Source organism: Burkholderia sp. Bmkn7 (genome assembly GCF_041103175.1).
Classification (GTDB): domain Bacteria; phylum Pseudomonadota; class Gammaproteobacteria; order Burkholderiales; family Burkholderiaceae; genus Burkholderia; species Burkholderia cepacia.
The window spans coordinates 2677445-2694656 of the sequence record NZ_JBGCUH010000002.1; the positions used below are offsets into that span (position 1 = coordinate 2677445).

Below are 17212 nucleotides of genomic sequence, written 5' to 3' on the forward strand. Positions count from 1 at the left end.
AGGTTTCAGCGCGCGGCAGCCGTCAAGGCGTCGTAGTCGCGCTCGCACTGCTGGCCGGCGATGCGGGCGCGGTCAGCGTACTCTGCCAGGTCGCCCGCGCGCTGGTCAGCGCGGCTGAGCACGTCGGCAAGCAGATCGAGGGCGTCGCCGGCTGCCGGGCTTCCGGTGGCAGCGGCGGAATGGCGGGCGGCTGCGACGAGCTGATCGACGCGCTGCTGCAAGCTGCCAGCGGCAGCACGAGCGGCAAAAGCATCCGCAAGCGCATCCGTTCTTTGTTTGTTCGCATCTTTTGCGATCTCCGATTGCGCCGCAGTGCGGCGTTGTTCCTCATTGCGGGCAGCCTCGACGGCCATCGCTCGATCCTTAGCGGCATCGGCGCGCATGCCCGCGATCTCGCGAGAACTGGTCGCGTGAACAACATAGGCGCCGGCCGAGAAGCCCGCCAGAAAAGTCAGCAGATACGGCAATAAGGCTTTCACCATCACAGCCCCCGTTCGCATAACGAGCGCTCAAACGCGCGCCGTTTCACCAGCCCCGACAGCACGCGGCCACCGCCATACACCCACTGCGGCTTGCCACCGTCCGACTCATTCATCGCGCGGCATGCCCCCTTCCAGTCTCCCGCGTTGAACCGCTTTGCCGTCATGCTGCGGCAGTAGGCGCCTGCCCCGACGTTATAGGCAAAGCTCACGCCCGCTGCGAGCTGATACGGATGCCCTTTCAGACCGGGCGTGCATTTCAGCGTCGGCTCCGCATGCTCGATAAGACGCTGCTCAAGCCGAGCGATGCATTCGTCGTGCGTGAAGCGCTGGCCAAGCTTCACGCCCTTCGTATCGCCGAAGCATCCGGTAATGATCCCGATCGGGTCCGGCGCAGCGACCAACACCTCGCCCTCAAACTTCGGCACCGCGGAAAAAAGAAGGGCTGCCGCAGCAGCCCCCACAACACCTACAAGCGTCTTCTTCGGCAAATCAGCCATCGTGCCTCTCCATCTCCATGATGCGCATCTCCGACTCGCGCTGTTCCCGGCGATCTTTCCGCCACATAAAAAAGAAATTGAGTCCGAACGTTGCGAACGCCGTCAAAATACCGACGATCACCCCAATATCAGTCAGCGTCAGCGATGACGCCACAGCTGTAACGCTCCCCACGTAGCTCGCCACCTCTGTTGGACTCGCTCGCATCTATTCCCCATAACGAAAAAGGCCGCCAAAGTTTGGCGGCCGATCAGACAATCCCCGTTGCATCCAGCACCATGAAGCGCGAATGCCATTGCTCTCGAAATCCTGACCAGTTCGGCTTTCGTCCACCTCCATACATTGTTGTGCCCCACGACACCGTATTTCCGCTCACTCGAATCGAACTTAGTTCGACGCCGGCAGGGTCGTAGCTCCAAGCCTGACGAACCGGGTAAATTCCGGACACGATGACGGGCACGCCGTATGCCCGCGAATCCCAAGGCGCACCCGGCGCTCCAAGTGTGTCCCACCCTGTTCCCGGCAGATACTCGTTGTAAATCACATCGAGCACGCGCAGAAATGGCCTGGACGAATCTGCGATCAGGTCACCCCTCTCGTTGAATACCTGCAGACCAAAATTTCCGGCTGCCGGCGGCACACGATCAAACAGAAAAAAGAAGACAGTGCATGGCCGCTCGGTGATAAACGTCAGCGTGTAGGCGTTGCCGCTTCGGTCTGTACGCCATACTGTGACCCCGACGCCATCGGCCGCATACACGCCATACATAGGTCCAGCAGTCGAGTTGAACGAGAACGACACATTCGGCAACGTTGTGTAGAACGGCTTACCGGCATCGTTTAGCGCCAGGTGCAGCACCCCGTTCGCCGAATTCGCCGACATCGCCCGCACCATTTGATAGTTCGGCGTTGATCCGTCTATCTGATACACGCCAGTATCAGTAAATGCTTGAAATCCCGCCGGCATCAATACACTCCAAAGACAATCCAACCCGGAACCTTCACGTACGCGTTCGATCCACTGGCATTACCGCTATAGCGCCAGGTCACGCCCGACCTGTCGATAGACAAAACTGGGGACGGCTCCGCGCCAGACACGCGGTAAAAAATCTGATCAGGCATAAATGCCCAAAACGGTTCCCCGCCGGACATATCGGCCGCAACGCCCCCGTCATTGCCGCCCGTGTGCACGATCCCCACAACCCGCCCCGCGCGCGAGTGCGCATCCAGAATCGGCCGACCGGCGCCATCGAAAATCTGAAGCCCTGCCGTCATCACCACATCCCCATGCGCACGCGCAGTACGCCGTTGCCGTCATAAACACGCACGCTGCTACCGTCGAGGACCAGTCGATTTCCGCTGCCGTTGGACGCGTTGATCTCGAACCAGCCGCTCTTATCGAGCCGCCAGCCCTGCTTTCCCGCAACATAGTTGTCGGACTGGATATAGCTGCCGATCATCGCGTTCGTGATCCAGCCGGCACCGATGAGCGCCTGACGCAAGAACACCTGCCCGCCCTGCACCACGAACGGCACGATCGACGAACCGCCGTTGTTCGGGTCGACGACCGCGAAGCGCTGCGCCGACACCAACACCTGTGACTCGACAACGCCGCTGTCGTTGTTGATGCCGATCCCGATACCGGCGATGTATGTGCGACCGTCCGACGTGATCTGCGTCTTGATCTGGTACGACGCCGAAACGCGTCCATTCAGATCCGCGTACGACTGCGCGACCGTCTGGACTGCCGCGGCATTCTCGTTGGCCTGCGCGCGTATCGTCGTGATCTGCTCGGCCTGCGCGCTGATCGCATCCACACGCGCTTTCGACTCCGTACGAATGTCCGCACGCAACGACGCCTGCCCTACCTGCATCTGCGCGGAAACAGTGTCGAGCCGTTGGCCCAACGCCATATCGGCCTCGGCACGCGCCGATTGCTCCGAATAGACGCCGGCCATTACCTGCGTCGATCCGGCCGCCTGGCCGCTGTCACCTGCCATCGGAACATTGATCTGTGCCGACACGGAGTCAATACGGCTGGCCAGTGCGGAGTCCGCCTTTTGTCGAACCTGCTGCTCGGTGATGATGTCCGCCTTGTTCTCCCCAACAGCGACACTTACAGCGTCGATTCGCTTCCCGAGCGCGCCGTCGCCATCCTGACGCGCTTGTACTTCCGATTGAATCGACGTCGTTGCTTCGCCAACCTTCACGACGACTGTGTCGACGCGCTTGCCAAGAGCACCGTCTGCATCGATACGCGCAGCTTCCTCTCGCTTCACTGCGGCCGCCGCGTCTCCGACGCTCGCCGTCACGGTATCGATCCGCTGCCCGAGCGAACTATCGGCCGACTGCCGCGCCTGCTGCTCGGACGCCACAGCCGCACCACGCTGGCGCGCTTCTTCGGCCACCGCGTCGGCTCGATCCTTCGCCTCTTTCGTGATCGCATCAGTGCGATCCTTCACCTCCTTCGCGATCGCTGCTGCGTTATCCGTAACGCCCTGCTGAATCCCGGGAATCGCGTCGATCGGCTTTTTCAGATCCTCGCCGAGTGCCGAGTGCGAGATCTGGCCAGCAAAATATTTCTCGTACTCGCTTTGGTTCGTCGACGGCTGACCCTGAACCCCGGGACCATTCGCCGGAAACCACGGGCCGATATTCCCAGTCGTGTCGACGAGCCGCGCCCAGAAATAGAACACCTGGCCGACCGCGAGCCCCTGCATGGACGTCGACGCTTGCGGGAACGCGTAATCCGACAGCTTGATCGCATCGGCACGGTTCGGCGTGCGGCTGTACCAGAGTTCCGTGCGTTGCGTGTCGCCGGCAGTACCATCGCCGGGAAACGCCCAGTCGAGGTTGATGCCGTATACCACGCCCGCCGCTTTGAGCGACACGACCGCCGGCGGAAGGCTCGTTTTTCCCTTCAGTTGCGTTTCCACACTGGTGGCCGGCAGCGACGTGACGTTCATCACGTTTTGCGCACGCACGCGCGCAACGTACCGCCCCTGATAAATCCCGGGCACCTCGACTTGCAGCCCGCCCGTATGCGGCACGCTCACCCACTCGCCGTTATCCTTCCGCCACTCCGGCAGGTATGTCACAGCGTTATTCGCGGCATCCCACGCGATGACCATCGTCGTTTTCGAAATGCCCTGGTCGACCGCCGAATACGTGGTAATCCGAACGTTGGCCGGCGGCGCCTGCACAGACGGCGGCACGACCGTCACCGGCCTCTGCTGAATCTGTGCGCCGTCGTCGATTGCCGCGTACTTCCCCGGCTCGTGCATCGTCGCCGTGATCGTGTACTCGATGCGTCCGTCGTCGTCGCCTTCCTGAACGCTCACGATCCGATAGAGCTGCGCCGCGACCTCCGCGTTTTCCAGCATCCACACCGCACCGGGCACGGGATCCGCGTCGAAGCGATCGGCCAGCGTGAGCACGTCGCCGTTGACGGACTTCACGGCACGGTACTGCGCGACACCTGACGGCAGAATCGCCGTGAAGCGATCGCCTGGCGCCACGGTAGGCGCCTTGTCGAGCGTGACGACGTTGCCGGCCGCCGCTCGAATGCGCCCGCCGATGCGTCGGCCTGCCTTTCGCGGATCGGCGATCGCGATCACCTGCCCCGGGCCGACCAGCACGCCATCCATCCCGACCTTGAACGACACCGTGCCCGACTCGTAGCGCGACGTCAGGAGAAGCCACCTACCGAGCCGATGCGCTTGCGCCTGTGACGTGCAACCGAACGCCGTTACCTGCGTCTTGATAACGCCGTACCGCGCGATGCCGTCGTCGTCCGGCACGTACTCGACCGCCTGTTTGTACTGGTTCGACGGATCGTTGTAGCTCACAAGCGCGACCGTGTATCGCGTCTTGCGCTCGCTACCCACGTACCGGAACGCACCGTCGATCACGTTCGCCGCGGTGTACACGTAGACCGGATCGGACGGCATGTCCGCAGCCGCGACCACCGCGCCCGGCCCCCAGTACGAAATGCCACGGAACACGCTGGCGATATCCTGCAGAACCTTGTACGCGTCGGCCGCCGACTGGATCACGCAATTGCACGTGAAGCGCGGCTCGACTCCGCCCCGCCCATCCGACACCATGACGTCGCAATAGCGCGCGATCTCGTACAGCCCCCACTTATCGATCATCGACGCGTCGACCGTCTTGCCAAACCCGTAGCGATCGTTCAGCAGCAGGTCGTAGAAAATCCACGCCGGGTTGTTCGTCCACGCCGGCTTGAACGTCCCGTCCCATGCCCCCGAGTACGCTCGCGTCTCGGGATCGTAGTTCGACGGCACCCGAACGATCAGGCCGCGAATGTGGTACGACCGCACTGGCACCTGTGAGAACGACCGCGCGTCGAACGTCATGCCAACGAGCGCCGTCATCGGATACCGCAGCTTGCGGTCGATCACCTCAGTGATCGCTTCGATATTCACCGTGTCCGCGATCAGCGAACTGTGTGCGTTCGGCGTGATGCGGCGCACGCGGACCAACCAGCCGGTTGTCGCACGCGGCAACTCGATCCGGTGCGAGCGCTCGTAAAGCGACGTCGTTTTGCCATCGAATGCCGACGACAGCACCTGTGCGTACGAGCCTCCGTCGACCGACAGATCGATCGCATATTCCACGCGATAGCCGAACACGCCGGTCGCCGGATCGCTCTTTTGGAGCGCCGGCACGCCGAAGCGAACACGGACTGCCGACAGCTGCGTATTTTGCAACTGGCGCACCCACGGTGCATCGGAAGTCAGCGGCACGGCTACGGCCGATTCGCGCTCGACCGCCGGAAAGCCCGGCATGAATTCCTGGTCGAGCGTGCCCGTGCGAACGTCGACGCTGTAATTCTGGAAGTTGACCGACCCGTCGGAATTCTGGATCGGCGTGCCGTCAAGGAACACCGACTGCATGCCCCTCACCAGACCGACGATCGGGCCTTCGGAAATGATGTCCAGCACCTTCGCGCGTGCGATCGAGTGCAGATTGTCCGGCGATTCGCCGCCGCCACTCCCACCACCGCCGCCGCCTTTCGCACCGTTGATTCGCTTCAACCCCGATTCCGCGTAGATCTTTTTCACACCTGATCCTCTGTGTAGATGCCCGAACTGGCCACCTTCGATCCGACGACCATCTCTCCGTATACGAGCGACACCGGCTCGCCTTCAGCAGCGCCATTCACCGGTCCGTTGAAGTAGTACGACGTGCCGTTGTCCGCGACGCCAGCGAGCCCAGCCTGTTGCGGACTCAGCATCTGCGTGATGCCGCCGAGTGCCATCGACACGCCCAGGCCGATCAGCGTCGGCTGACTGAACACGAAACCAGCCACGGCCAGCGCCGCACCGAGAATCGTCTGGAACAGACCACCGCTCTTGCTGCCGATGATCACCGGCGCAATCCGGATCGCTTCGCCGCCAACCGGCGCACCCAGATCGCCTTCGCTCAGGTTTCGGCGGCCATTGAACACCGCAAACGTCAACCCGTTGTCGCGCGCGTCGAGCAGGAACTTCTGGAAACCCGGGATCAGCACCGAAAGCGCGCGCACGGCCTCCGCGGTCGACGAGACGGCCAGGCGATGCACCCGGCCAAATCGCGCGCCCGCGATCCCGTAAAGCCTCACCTCGCGCAGCTTTTCCATCACTTCGCGCCCCCAATGTGCCTCAACACCGTCGTGCAGCTGTCGCGCCACATCGAGCCCCACACCGCGCGGCACGACAGTCGCCCGTGCACGTGATGCCCGAACATGCCGTCGCCGAGATACACGCCCGCGTGATTCGGCACGCCGTTCTTGCTTCGGATCTGCATCAGCAACACGTCACCCGGCTCGAGCTGTACGTCGATCCCGACGTCGAGAAAGCCGGCATCCTGGTAGTGCGCGATATACAGATTGGACCGGCCGTCGTCCCACCAGCCATCTTCACGCTCGAAATCCGGCAGTACGACGCCACGCTCGGCGAGGTACCAATCGCGCACCAGCGAATAGCAGTCCAGCACGCCGTGCAGGAACTCCCTGCCATAGAGCGGCGCAACGTATCCGCTCGGGCCGAACTCGCACCAGTCGTCGACACCGATCGTGCCGTCGGCCTGCACGCCGAGCGAGACGATCACCCACAGCGGGATGCCGGAACGCTCGCATACTGTGCGGTCCGCCATGCTCGGCTGTGCCCGTCCGTTCGGATGTGAGTGCACGAACGCGAGGATTTCGCCCATGTCCTCCGCATCCGCGTAATCCTCGGCCGCGAGCCCGAATTGCTCAGTGGGCCCCGTCGCGATGTTGCGGCCGGGCACGTACACGTTGCCGGCCGCCGTGCCGACGACGAGCCCGCAGCACTCGCGCGGGTACTCGGCGAGTGCGTGTTCTGCGATCGCCTGCTTGATTCGTTCGTCCATAAAAAAACCCGCCGGGTGGCGGGTCCGAGAAGAGAGGTTGATCGACGGTCTAGGCGAGGGTGTCGCACAAGAAGCCGCCGTACGGCAGCGGGTTGTTCACGCCGTACCGGCATTCGCATCCGCTAACTTTCTGGCTACAGCGATCGAGCGCTGGATCGCTCACCGGCTTGTCGTACTTGTCGAAGTACACCATGCCGACATATCCACATTCGGGACCGCGATAGCGCCACTGGCACGTGCCAACAATCTGGCGCGCCGGCACCTGATGCCCGCCGAAGTCGAGCGGCGACGACAACGTGAACTCGACCTGCACGCCCGGTTGCTCGTCGCTTTTCTGCTCGATACGCCACTGCTCGACCGGCCATTGCTCATTCGGGTCCGCAGTCGGGTTGCCGTCGGCAAAATTCACCGCGTCGAGGTACTTCGCCAGCGTGCGTCGGCGGAACACCTTCGCGCCGACAAGATCACCGAGCGCGACGCACAGTGCGGTGATCGTGCCATTGATGTCGCCTACCGTCAGTGTCGGCGCCGGCTGCCGAGCGTCCGATGTCCGCTCGAAGCCAGCCGCCTGGATCGGCCAGGGCTTATATTCCCGACCCTGCCACACGATCGACGTCGACTGCAGGTGTCCGTGAAAGAGCAGCGCGTCTCCGCCAATTTCCGCGCAGTCGACTTCTAACAGCTCGATGCGATGCCCCGGCTCCAGCTGCTGAATATCGGCAGTGATGCTCATTTTTCCGGCTCCAACGCCGTGATACGCTTCATCGCCTCCTGCAATGCTTCATCGATCTCAAGCATTCCTTGCAGGAGAGGCCCAACCATGTTCGCGTAGTTGACCCCCAGATATGGCGTGCCATCCTCGGCAGATACCCCGAGTTCCTCCACTACCTCCGGAAAGACCTCGCCTACCTCCTGGGCAATGACGCCGACGCCGCGAACCTCATTCATCACGTAATAGACGCCCCGAAGCTTGCGCAGCTTTTCCAGCGCGCCGGTAATCGTCTGAACGTCCGATTTCAGGCGCGCATCCGAGGTTTGCGTCACCGAATAACAGGTGATCGGCTGGTATGCACCGGAGGATCCGTTGACCACCTCAAGCGTGCTAGTGTCGGAAGTGCAACGCAACTGCACCACGGACGCTCCGTTCTTGCTCGCTAGGGAAACCGACGCCATACCAGTCGGCGCCACTACGCAGACGGGAGCATTCGCATATGCACCATTCACGGGATCTTTCGTGACGACGATACGCTGCGTGAAGCTCTTCAGGCCGGTAACGGTCTGGACTCCGTCGAGATCCATCGGATTCGCGAGGTTTCCGGAATCCCAAGGAACCCTTCCAGCAAAGGTTGGACGTCCCGCATATGCAGGTGCGCCACCCAGATACGCAATGCTCGCCTCCTGAGAGTACAGCGATGGTGCATATCCGTTTTCAACCTTGATCCTCCGAATGCTGCAACCGTAAGCAGGCGCACGGGGGGCGAAGTCTGCAATCCTGCAGACGCGGATATACGCGGTATTTTCCGGAGTTATAACTGTTACGCTACGGTATTGCCATCCGCCCGTACCTGCCGCTACCGCAACCGATCCTAATTCCGACAACATCGACTTCGATGCATCCAGCGCCTCAATCTTGATCCGCGCTTGGCCCTGGGTCATGCCCTGCGCATTAAGCTCAGCAGAGAGATTTAACGCCAATCGAGGGGCGCACGGAATCAAATCGGCGTAATCCAATACATAGTTTCCCGACGTGATTGGCGCAAGATTTGAAAAAAATGATCCCTCTGCGTAGCCCTCTTGAACCACACCCAAGCCGCTCGACGCCCAGCCGATATTCCCCAACTCCCCTGAGCCATTCAGGAGAATATTCGCTCCGTTGAAGCCCCCCACCTTCCCGCTCGCCGCGACGTTTCCTGCAATTCCCCCTGCGGCCGATATCGTCCCGCCAACCGCAAGATTACCCACGACCGACTCATTTCCCGAACTCGCCCTCCCGCGATACAAAACCCACCAGCCGGTGGAGCCGTTCGTGTCCATCAAGACGGTTTCGAATGGCTGAAGTCGGTCAAGTCCGATGTAGTCGCCCGATCCGTCCTCGACCGCGAGCGTCACCACGGTGGTTCCGAAGTTGCGCAGGAAAATCACCTGGTCAGCAGCGCACTTCTTCGCCGACGGCACTTTGATCGTTCCTGCGTTCGCTAGGTTGATTCCAACACGACGACCGACATGCTCGTCAACCGTCAGCGTGCGCGGCACCGTAATGCTGGCTCCCGCTGACGCCAGCGCCACCTGAGTTCTCAGGATGTCAACGTTCGTGTTGAATTTAGTGTTCGCGACACGTTGGGTATCGCCGCCATCACCACCAGGCGGCGCACCCAGGTTTGCCTTTTGAAGTTCTGCCATGTCATGTCCTACGGTGCAAACGTCTGCTCAAACTGCGCTGTGATCGTGTACACGCGCCCGCTTCTCACCGGCTCGGTGTACTTCTCACACACGAACCGCGCCTGCGACCGAAGCGGCGGTGTCCAGAAAAACGACACCACACCGGCATGCGCATCGAGGAACGCTAGGATTGCCGAGATCTTCTCGGCCTTCCCCACGAATCGAAGGCTGTACGACGGCACGCGGTTGTTGAGGCCATCGGCCGCGCGCTGCGTATACCCATCGCCAAAACTGGCCTTTCGCACGCGCAGCGTTGTATCGCCGCCGAAACCCTCAACCGTCGGCGACCAGTTAAACGTGTCGGTCATCACCCCATCCCATTTTTCAGTTTCCAGAGCGCGCCACCCTGACGACTTTCGACCGCGATCAGCCCCTGCACCATCTGCGTGAGCTTCTTCACGAACTCGGCGCTCGCCATCGTCTGCGCCGCATTGCCCGTGCCACCCTCGATCGTCACTGGGATATTCAGCTCGATCCCTCCGCCCTGCGAGCCGAGGCCGCCCCCGCCGGCCGGTCCGCCGCCGACCAGTCCGCCATTCGCAAACTTCGCGAAACCGAGATCCTGTCCGCTGTTGATCGCCTCCAGCAGCCGAAGCACGCCGGGTTTGCGCACCGCCGCAGCCTTCACCACGAATTCCTCGTTGGAGAGCCACGCCGGAATGCTGTCGCTCGTCGACGTGCCCGGGCCAGTGACCCGCCCGCCGGTAGCCAGGTGGAAACCGTACGCGTTGCCGCCGCCCGCTTCGAACACGTCGGACATGCCGCCCGCCACACCGCCGAGCAACGACGACGCACTGAAGCCACCCGCGCCTGCCGCGCCGAGACCAAGCGCCGAGCCGAGCGTGCCGAACACCGGCGCCATCGCAGCGCGCGCGGCGAAGCGCGCCAGGTCCTCGATCATGCTGTTGACCAGGCCGCGGAAATCCAACTTACCGGTCGACACGAACGAGGTGAGCGCGTCCTCCATGCTGCGGAACGAACTCGTAAACGCTTCCTCCGCGCGCCCTGCCGCGTTTTCCGCCGATTCCTGATACAGCGCCACGGCGCGGCTTGCACCGACGCGCCAGTCGCGCTGCACCGCGAGCCGCTGCTCGACATACCCACGTTCGCGCTCGACCTGTTCGGCTTCGGCCCGGTTAATCCGATCAATCTCGGCCAGATACTCCGGCGACCCGAGCGTGCCGTCCTTCCGAGCGCCCTTCGTGAAATCGTCGCGCCGGCGCCGGAATTCATCGCCGACGCGGCTCGTCGCCTGGTTCAGCTCGCGCGCGTTGTCGCCCATAGGCATCGCTGCGAGCTCCCGCTCGACCTCGCGTTGACGCTCCGACGCGTAGTCGGCCAGCTCCGCGTCGATTTGCGCGCTGCGCTCCTTCAGCTTGTTGATCGCTTCGTGATAGCGCACCTCCTTCTCCAGCTGCACCGCGCGGTCGTATGCCGCGCGAATTGCAGCCTGATCACGAATCAAGCTCCTGTCGCCGTCGGTCAGCTTCGTGCGTTTCGCGGCCAGATCGGTCAGCTTCTGGTCGAACCCGATCCGATCCTTCTCCGACTGCGTGAGCTTGTCGGTTGCGACCGCCTCGACGCGCAGCTGTGCAATGCGTTGCGCGATGTTGTCGAGCATGCGCTGGCTTTCCGGCTCGGCGCGCGATGCTCCTGACCGACTCTTGTGTGCCAGACCTGGAGCGTTGACGGAAATCCGAGATGCCTGTTCGGCGCTTTCCGTTACCGTGTCGTCATAGGCTTTCTGACCAAGCACCTTTGCGCGGGCTCGAGCAACGTTGCCAGCGACCTCTCGTGCAACTGTGTCCGGCGTACCCTCGACGATGCCGAACTTCTCGAAATGCTTGCTGGAGATGGCGGCCTGATAGTCCCCGAGGACGCGGGCAACCTCCATCTGCTGATTCATCAGCGCAAGTTCGCGCGTCAGATTGTCGATATTCCGGCGAGCACCGGCCTCGGCCTTCGAATCCTTGTCCTGAATCGCCTTTTCAAGCGCTTTGAACGCGTCCGCGCGCCCAGCGATCAAGCCCGCCTGCCGCGCCTCCGCCGTGTTCGCGCCCTTCGTTTTTGCTTCGTATTCGGCGCGTTGCTGCGCGGTCATGCCGATAACGTCGGAGGCCTCTTTCAGCTTTTCGACGTATTTGTTCCAGGCCTCGGCCGCCATGCCGCCCGCGAAGAAATTGTTTTCTTCCGTAAGCAGTCGAATGCCATCGGCCGCACCGCGCGCGGCAGCATCCATTGCGGCGAGCGTGCGCGTGCCCTTGTCGGCCGCAGCGCCGGCCGTATCGATCGCCGACGCGGCCTGCACCAGCTCGGAGCGAAGCTCGTCACCGCCCTTCGTCGCATCGATAAAAACACCGACCAGCGACGCAAGCTCGCGCGACTTCTCGTCGACGCCGAGGTTTTCGGTCTTGATCCGGTTCAGCCCTTCGATGAACCGATCGAGCGCAACCTGATTCTCGTCCGTGATGATCGGCGCGCTATCGCCAATGCCCGGCACGATGACGCTCTGCGATGCGCGCGCTGCAAGGCCCGCGTATGCGTCCGCCACATCGCTGCGCGCCGCGGTCTGTGCCTGCTTCGCCCGATTGCGCTCGACCTCCTGCAGCAACGGCGACAACTGCCGATACTTCTCGATGATCTGGTCGAGCGGCGCCTGCATGTCGAGCAGGCTCGACGTCGCGCTGCTCGCGTGATCGCGGAATACCAGCCAGTTCACCGCGGCGCCGAGCGCCACCGTGCCAACCGTCGCGATGATGCCGGGCAAGCCACCCATCACCGACAGCAATCCGGAACCTACCGTGCGCATCAACGAGCCGGCCCGCGCGGCAGCAGTCTGCGCCACCGCCGCGCGCTCGGTCGCGGCGGCCAGACCCGCAGTCGCGGCCGTCGCCCCGCGCTCGGCCCGCTCGCGGGCAATGGTCGCCGCCGCGACCTCGCGTTCGGCGACCGCGAGCCCCTTCTCGGTTTCGGCCAGCGCCGCCGCGTATCGTGTCTGGTCGACCGTACCCTTGGCCGCCGCAGCCTCCAGCGCCACACGGCGCTGCTGTGCCAGCGCGAGGGATGCCTCGGCCCGCTCCAGCTCGCCCTGCGCCGCCGCCGTCTCGCGCGCGATCACCGCCGCGTACGGCGTGCCGGCGATCCGCGTGCCGATCTCCTGGCTGTTCGCCAGATTCGACCGCGCGGTCGCGACCTGCGCCACAGCGCTCGCCTCGATCGCACGCGCCTCGGCGAGCTTCGCGTGCGTGTACTGGATCGAACCGGCCGTCAACGCCGACTGCATCGCCAGGCTTTCGCGCATTGCGCGCATGCCGGCCAGCTCGGCCGCCGCGGCGACTTCTGCCGCCTGCGCGTTCTGCAGCTTCGCCGCCGCCGCATCGCGGTCGCTCTGCGCCTTCGCGATCGTGACCAGCGCAGCCGCGTTTTCCGCCTGCGCCTTCGCGATTAGCGCCTGCCGCTCGGCGTTCCACGCGATGGCCGACTTGCTGACGGCCACTGTGGTCTGCGCGAAATAGACCCCAAGCCGGCCGGCCGCGAGCGACGCGCTGATCGTGACGATCTCGTCGAGGTGGTCGGCAACGTAGATCACGCTCTGCGCCAGCTTCGCGCTCGCACCGGTCGCCTCGTTCGCGTGCCCGACGTACGCAACGATTTCCGTTTGCAGGCGCGTCATCGCCTGGCCGACGGTCATGTCCACCTTGCCGAACAGTGCGTCCGTGCTCGACCCGGCGTTCTTCAGCGCGTCGATCAGGTTCTCGACGGTCAGCTTGCCGTCCTCGGCCAGCGACTTCAGCTCGGACGTGCCCTTACCCATGCCACGGGCGATCGCGTCAGCAACGCCCGGCAGTTCCTCCAGCACGCTCTTCAGATCCTGCCCGCGCAGCTGGCCGGACGCGAACGCCTGACCCAGCTGCACGATACCGAGCCGCGCCGTATCGGCGGACACACCCGAGAGCGCAACCGCCTTACTGATCGTTTCGACCAGCGGGCCGACCTGTTTAATCGACAGGCCGAGGTGCGACGTGTTGTTCGCGATCCGCTGATACAGCTCGGCCGTCGCGTCGAGCGGTTGCCGCGTTGCCTGCGCGATGCGAAGCACATCGCTTTGCGCGACCGCGAAATCGATCTGATCCCGCGTGACGATCTTGAGTCGGTTGCTCAGGTTCGTCCACTCGTCGGCATACTCGACCAGCTGGTGCACGCCGAACGCCGCGGCCGCAGCCTGAGCATATGCCGTGAGCGATCCGCGCGCGGCCTCGATCGCGCGCACCGTCACCTGCACGCTCGATGCGTTCGACGCGAACGCCGCATCTGCGGCCCGGCCCCCATCCCGAACCGCATTGAAATAGCCGCTGGCCGTCGACCCAAGCTGCTGCATGCGTCGATCGTACTGGGTCGTATTCGCGGTAACGCTGACGATCAGCTCGCGGAGACTCGTTCCCATATTTCTTATCTGCCTACTTTACCAACCTCATTAGGCCTGCGAAGAAAGGATCGTCGGCGACCTCCTGAACCTCGGGCGATTCGCCCGACCAGTTCGGCATCATGTCGGCCACCTTCACCTTCGCACCCTGCGCCTGAAACACCGCCGACGCGACCATCGCGGCATGAAGGTCGTAACGATCATCGGCGATCGGCGACTCGGCATCGAACGCCTGCCACAAGGCGAACTCTGCGGTCGACATGTCCGCGCGCAGCTCGGCAAGCGTCCTGCCGAGCCGGAGCGCCAGCGTCAGTTCAAGTCGGAGATCGGGGTTTCGGCGGAGGCTTTTTTTGCATCGTCCTCCGCGTCGGCTTTCATGTTGCCGAGCTCGAGCGCGGCGTTCACGATGCGTTCGTGCGCGGCTCCGAATGCAGAAGCGACCTCCTGCGCGTCCGCGTCCTCGAATTCGCGGCGCCAGCCGGCCGACGACTCCACGTACAGGACACGAACAAACAGACGCGCCGAAGCCAGCTTGTGTTCGCCCGCACTGACGCGCGCATACTTCGCGCGGGCAGCCGCCTCGTCGTCGCCCGGCTCGACGCCGGCAGCGAGGCGCAGCGGTTCGAGCCAGAACACTCGGTCCTCGAGCAATGGCTCGCGAACGGCGACCGTGACGTCGCCCCATTCCGGCATCGGGAGCATCTCGTGGCGCCAGCCGGCCAGCGGATTGAGAATCGCGGCACGCAGCGCGCCGGCGACCGTCGGAGTTTTCGTCATCACTCTTTTCTCACGTTTTTCAGATCGCTTAACCCGCCGGTGCGGCCGGCGGCGGCACTTCCTTCGGCGAGCCGCTGACACGGACGCTGTAGGTCGACGTCACAATGCCGTCGACGCCAGCCGACCAGGTGTACTGGCGCACCATGCCGACAAACAGGAATTGCGACTTGTCGCGGAACGTCACACGGAACACATACTTGTCGCCCGTGCCGCGCGCGCCGCGAAGAATCAGCTGGCCCGCATCGTCCGACGAATAGTTGCCATCCACCGAAAACTCGCCCGGGTCCGGCAAGCCGAGCTCGGATTCCTTTTCATCGCTGGCGAGCGTCGTCGCGTCGATCTCCGACGACTGCCCGCCTTGCCAGTTGATCGTCTTGCTCGTCGTGTTGAGATCGACGAAAACGAGCTTGTCGTCGTCGAGGTTCGCCGACGACGTTTTCGAGATCTCGACCTTCGTACCTTGCGCCTTGATGCGCTTGCTCTTCTCGGCCATAAGCCCCTCAAAATGAAAAAAGCCCGCACTCGCGGGCCAAACAGAAATTGAATCGATCAGAACTGCACGGATAATTCAAGGCTCACCCGGAAATCTCCGGTATCGCTCGAAAAGTCGTCGGGCAACTCACTGATGCCACCAACCGCGAACTTCCCGCTCGACGACGCCCTGTCGATCACCTGATCGGCGATCACATCGGCCTCCGTATAGGTGCTCGCGTACACGTCGATCTGATACATGCCCGACTTGCCGCCGGTCGCTCCGCCAAGTGCCATATCGCGCCCGCCACTGACGCGCGACACGACGTAGTACGGCGATTGCGCCTTCGACCCGGCTACCGTGACATAGCCCTTCGCGGCACCCACAACCCCGATCGCGTCGCGAATGATCAGCGCGCTCATAATCCACCTCCGATCACCGTATCAATCGCACGTGCGATCTCGGTTCGAATCGCGCCCTCGGCCTGCGCAATCGCTGCGTCGAAGGCCGGACGCATGAATGGATCGGCCTTCATGTTCTGCGTGCCAAGTTCGACGAATCGCCAGTAAAACGCGTTGGTCGGCGAATCTTCCTTGCCCTTCGATCGAACCCGAACGCCCGCAGTCGCCACACCAGGCGATTCCTTCTGTCGCAGCGATGCCGAAACAATGTTCCGCTTTAGCTTCCCGGTCTTCTTCGGCGCTCGCGCACGAGCTTCGTCTCGGATCACCTTGGCGCCCACCAACGTCGCGCGTCGAAGTGCCTTCGTCGACTGTGCCTTCGCGAGCTTGGCGAAATCGGCCTGCAGATCCGCCAGCCCAAGAATCTGGACACTAGACATACTTCTCTCCCACCTTTACCGACAGGTCGAGATACCCACGCGTCCGAGCGGGCAGCACCGCCGTGATGTCGTACAGCCTACCGTCGTAACGCACTCGCATCTGCTCATCGATCCCTGCCCGATAGCGAATGCGCATGCTGGCGACAGTGGCGCCGCGAATCGCTCCGGAGACAACGTGCTCCTTTCCGTTCACGAACAACACGTCAGCCCACGGCCGCGCATGCACCACCCACGCCCCCGGCAGCGGTTCGCCGTTCTCGTTTTCTTCCCCGCTGGGCCGCTCGATGACGATTCGCTCTTTCAGTTTTCCGGCCTTCATCAGAACCTCGGCGGAACGGTGATCGAATCGAGCAGGAGGTCCGAATAACCTTCCGGCATCTGCGCGACTCCTTGCCCCTCCGAGAAAAGTTCGCGATGGTCGTAGGCCCATGCAGCCGCAAGCAACATCCACGACCGTACCGACGGATGCTTGTCGATGTCGACGCCAGCCTGATACGTGATCGTCACTGCTCGAGCGTGCGGCCAGTCAGCGGAGCCAAGAACCGCGCACAACGCTTCTCGCCCCAGTTGGACGAGCTCATACCCTTTCGGGTCGAGTGTCGAGGCAGCGCCTGTTACATCGCGAATCTCGATGCTGTCGACGCTCAGAACTTGCCCGATCGACAACGGGAAGCCCCCCCTCGGGAAGCCCGCCAGCCGCTCGAAATAGCGCGCCTTTCGGATCGCGGCCCCAGACTTGCGCTCGGCCGCCTGACGCGCGCCGGGAATCACCGTGTGCTCTATGAACTCCCGTTCTTCGTCGCTATCGATTCGACATTGAATTGCAACATCCTCGAAGGTAAGCGGCTCCGCGTCGTCCAGGTATTCGATGAGAACAGCGGCCATCTGGC

At 63.1% G+C, this 17212-nt stretch carries 19 protein-coding genes; all 19 read right to left on the bottom strand.

Translation table 11 applies throughout. From position 1 onward, the window contains the following. Positions 1-5 precede the first annotated feature (5 nt). Genes AB3K92_RS17815 through AB3K92_RS17905 form a run of 19 tightly spaced genes read right to left on the bottom strand, consistent with a single transcriptional unit; the run spans position 6 to position 17207 of the window. Positions 6-482: a DUF2514 family protein gene (locus tag AB3K92_RS17815; RefSeq protein ID WP_369465534.1), complete on the bottom strand. Its 477-nt coding sequence runs from the start codon at positions 480-482 to the stop codon at positions 6-8. Then, positions 482-979: a lysozyme gene (locus AB3K92_RS17820; protein WP_369465535.1), complete on the bottom strand. Its 498-nt coding sequence runs from the start codon at positions 977-979 to the stop codon at positions 482-484. The genes AB3K92_RS17815 and AB3K92_RS17820 overlap by 1 nt, the downstream gene beginning before the upstream one ends. Next, positions 972-1184: an HP1 family phage holin gene (locus tag AB3K92_RS17825; protein WP_124919334.1), complete on the bottom strand. Its 213-nt coding sequence runs from the start codon at positions 1182-1184 to the stop codon at positions 972-974. The genes AB3K92_RS17820 and AB3K92_RS17825 overlap by 8 nt, the downstream gene beginning before the upstream one ends. Positions 1185-1227: 43 nt before the next feature. Then, positions 1228-1944, bottom strand: coding sequence for a hypothetical protein (locus AB3K92_RS17830; RefSeq protein WP_081712931.1), 717 nt, complete (start codon positions 1942-1944; stop codon positions 1228-1230). After that, a complete protein-coding gene (locus AB3K92_RS17835; protein ID WP_226286494.1) occupies positions 1944-2252 on the bottom strand; it encodes a hypothetical protein in 309 nt (102 codons plus the stop codon). Before AB3K92_RS17835 ends, AB3K92_RS17830 begins: the two co-directional genes overlap by 1 nt. Further along, entirely contained in the window at positions 2252-6061 is a 3810-nt protein-coding gene (locus tag AB3K92_RS17840) for a phage tail protein (RefSeq protein ID WP_369465536.1), read from the bottom strand. Before AB3K92_RS17840 ends, AB3K92_RS17835 begins: the two co-directional genes overlap by 1 nt. Further along, positions 6058-6621, bottom strand: a complete 564-nt coding sequence (locus AB3K92_RS17845) for a tail assembly protein (protein ID WP_059677469.1) — start codon at positions 6619-6621, stop codon at positions 6058-6060. Before AB3K92_RS17845 ends, AB3K92_RS17840 begins: the two co-directional genes overlap by 4 nt. Continuing rightward, positions 6618-7370 (bottom strand): C40 family peptidase, encoded by a 753-nt coding sequence (locus AB3K92_RS17850; protein ID WP_369465537.1) that lies wholly within the window; start codon positions 7368-7370, stop codon positions 6618-6620. Before AB3K92_RS17850 ends, AB3K92_RS17845 begins: the two co-directional genes overlap by 4 nt. 49 nt (positions 7371-7419) lie before the next feature. After that, positions 7420-8103 (bottom strand): phage minor tail protein L, encoded by a 684-nt coding sequence (locus AB3K92_RS17855; RefSeq protein ID WP_369465538.1) that lies wholly within the window; start codon positions 8101-8103, stop codon positions 7420-7422. After that, positions 8100-9770, bottom strand: coding sequence for a tail fiber domain-containing protein (locus AB3K92_RS17860; protein WP_369465539.1), 1671 nt, complete (start codon positions 9768-9770; stop codon positions 8100-8102). Before AB3K92_RS17860 ends, AB3K92_RS17855 begins: the two co-directional genes overlap by 4 nt. An 8-nt stretch (positions 9771-9778) precedes the next feature. After that, a complete protein-coding gene (locus AB3K92_RS17865; RefSeq protein ID WP_369465540.1) occupies positions 9779-10117 on the bottom strand; it encodes a phage tail protein in 339 nt (112 codons plus the stop codon). Next, the gene (locus AB3K92_RS17870) at positions 10117-14253 is read right to left on the bottom strand and encodes a phage tail tape measure protein (RefSeq protein WP_369465541.1); all 4137 of its coding nucleotides are present in this window, start codon (positions 14251-14253) and stop codon (positions 10117-10119) included. Before AB3K92_RS17870 ends, AB3K92_RS17865 begins: the two co-directional genes overlap by 1 nt. A gap of 13 nt (positions 14254-14266) precedes the next feature. After that, positions 14267-14545, bottom strand: a complete 279-nt coding sequence (locus tag AB3K92_RS17875) for a DUF4035 domain-containing protein (protein ID WP_042976942.1) — start codon at positions 14543-14545, stop codon at positions 14267-14269. Next, positions 14542-15009: a phage tail assembly chaperone gene (locus AB3K92_RS17880; RefSeq protein ID WP_369465542.1), complete on the bottom strand. Its 468-nt coding sequence runs from the start codon at positions 15007-15009 to the stop codon at positions 14542-14544. Before AB3K92_RS17880 ends, AB3K92_RS17875 begins: the two co-directional genes overlap by 4 nt. A 28-nt stretch (positions 15010-15037) precedes the next feature. Then, positions 15038-15502: a phage tail tube protein gene (locus tag AB3K92_RS17885; protein WP_021162321.1), complete on the bottom strand. Its 465-nt coding sequence runs from the start codon at positions 15500-15502 to the stop codon at positions 15038-15040. A 56-nt stretch (positions 15503-15558) separates the two neighbouring features. After that, the gene (locus tag AB3K92_RS17890; protein WP_369465543.1) at positions 15559-15903 is read right to left on the bottom strand and encodes a hypothetical protein; all 345 of its coding nucleotides are present in this window, start codon (positions 15901-15903) and stop codon (positions 15559-15561) included. Then, the gene (locus tag AB3K92_RS17895) at positions 15900-16322 is read right to left on the bottom strand and encodes an HK97-gp10 family putative phage morphogenesis protein (RefSeq protein ID WP_134256723.1); all 423 of its coding nucleotides are present in this window, start codon (positions 16320-16322) and stop codon (positions 15900-15902) included. The genes AB3K92_RS17890 and AB3K92_RS17895 overlap by 4 nt, the downstream gene beginning before the upstream one ends. Continuing rightward, positions 16315-16641 (bottom strand): phage head closure protein, encoded by a 327-nt coding sequence (locus tag AB3K92_RS17900; RefSeq protein WP_081068744.1) that lies wholly within the window; start codon positions 16639-16641, stop codon positions 16315-16317. Before AB3K92_RS17900 ends, AB3K92_RS17895 begins: the two co-directional genes overlap by 8 nt. Beyond that, positions 16641-17207: a hypothetical protein gene (locus AB3K92_RS17905; protein WP_369465544.1), complete on the bottom strand. Its 567-nt coding sequence runs from the start codon at positions 17205-17207 to the stop codon at positions 16641-16643. Before AB3K92_RS17905 ends, AB3K92_RS17900 begins: the two co-directional genes overlap by 1 nt. Positions 17208-17212 lie beyond the last annotated feature (5 nt).

What these genes read in the sequence shown, in the direction of transcription:
- AB3K92_RS17815 (WP_369465534.1), bottom strand. Translation starts at nt 482, where the DNA reads ATGGTGAAAGCCTTATTGCCGTATCTGCTGACTTTTCTGGCGGGCTTC.
- AB3K92_RS17820 (WP_369465535.1), bottom strand. Translation starts at nt 979, where the DNA reads ATGGCTGATTTGCCGAAGAAGACGCTTGTAGGTGTTGTGGGGGCTGCT.
- AB3K92_RS17825 (WP_124919334.1), bottom strand. Translation starts at nt 1,184, where the DNA reads ATGCGAGCGAGTCCAACAGAGGTGGCGAGCTACGTGGGGAGCGTTACA.
- AB3K92_RS17830 (WP_081712931.1), bottom strand. Translation starts at nt 1,944, where the DNA reads ATGCCGGCGGGATTTCAAGCATTTACTGATACTGGCGTGTATCAGATA.
- AB3K92_RS17835 (WP_226286494.1), bottom strand. Translation starts at nt 2,252, where the DNA reads ATGACGGCAGGGCTTCAGATTTTCGATGGCGCCGGTCGGCCGATTCTG.
- AB3K92_RS17850 (WP_369465537.1), bottom strand. Translation starts at nt 7,370, where the DNA reads ATGGACGAACGAATCAAGCAGGCGATCGCAGAACACGCACTCGCCGAG.
- AB3K92_RS17855 (WP_369465538.1), bottom strand. Translation starts at nt 8,103, where the DNA reads ATGAGCATCACTGCCGATATTCAGCAGCTGGAGCCGGGGCATCGCATC.
- AB3K92_RS17860 (WP_369465539.1), bottom strand. Translation starts at nt 9,770, where the DNA reads ATGGCAGAACTTCAAAAGGCAAACCTGGGTGCGCCGCCTGGTGGTGAT.
- AB3K92_RS17865 (WP_369465540.1), bottom strand. Translation starts at nt 10,117, where the DNA reads ATGACCGACACGTTTAACTGGTCGCCGACGGTTGAGGGTTTCGGCGGC.
- AB3K92_RS17870 (WP_369465541.1), bottom strand. Translation starts at nt 14,253, where the DNA reads ATGGGAACGAGTCTCCGCGAGCTGATCGTCAGCGTTACCGCGAATACG.
- AB3K92_RS17880 (WP_369465542.1), bottom strand. Translation starts at nt 15,009, where the DNA reads ATGACGAAAACTCCGACGGTCGCCGGCGCGCTGCGTGCCGCGATTCTC.
- AB3K92_RS17885 (WP_021162321.1), bottom strand. Translation starts at nt 15,502, where the DNA reads ATGGCCGAGAAGAGCAAGCGCATCAAGGCGCAAGGTACGAAGGTCGAG.
- AB3K92_RS17890 (WP_369465543.1), bottom strand. Translation starts at nt 15,903, where the DNA reads ATGAGCGCGCTGATCATTCGCGACGCGATCGGGGTTGTGGGTGCCGCG.
- AB3K92_RS17895 (WP_134256723.1), bottom strand. Translation starts at nt 16,322, where the DNA reads ATGTCTAGTGTCCAGATTCTTGGGCTGGCGGATCTGCAGGCCGATTTC.
- AB3K92_RS17900 (WP_081068744.1), bottom strand. Translation starts at nt 16,641, where the DNA reads ATGAAGGCCGGAAAACTGAAAGAGCGAATCGTCATCGAGCGGCCCAGC.
- AB3K92_RS17905 (WP_369465544.1), bottom strand. Translation starts at nt 17,207, where the DNA reads ATGGCCGCTGTTCTCATCGAATACCTGGACGACGCGGAGCCGCTTACC.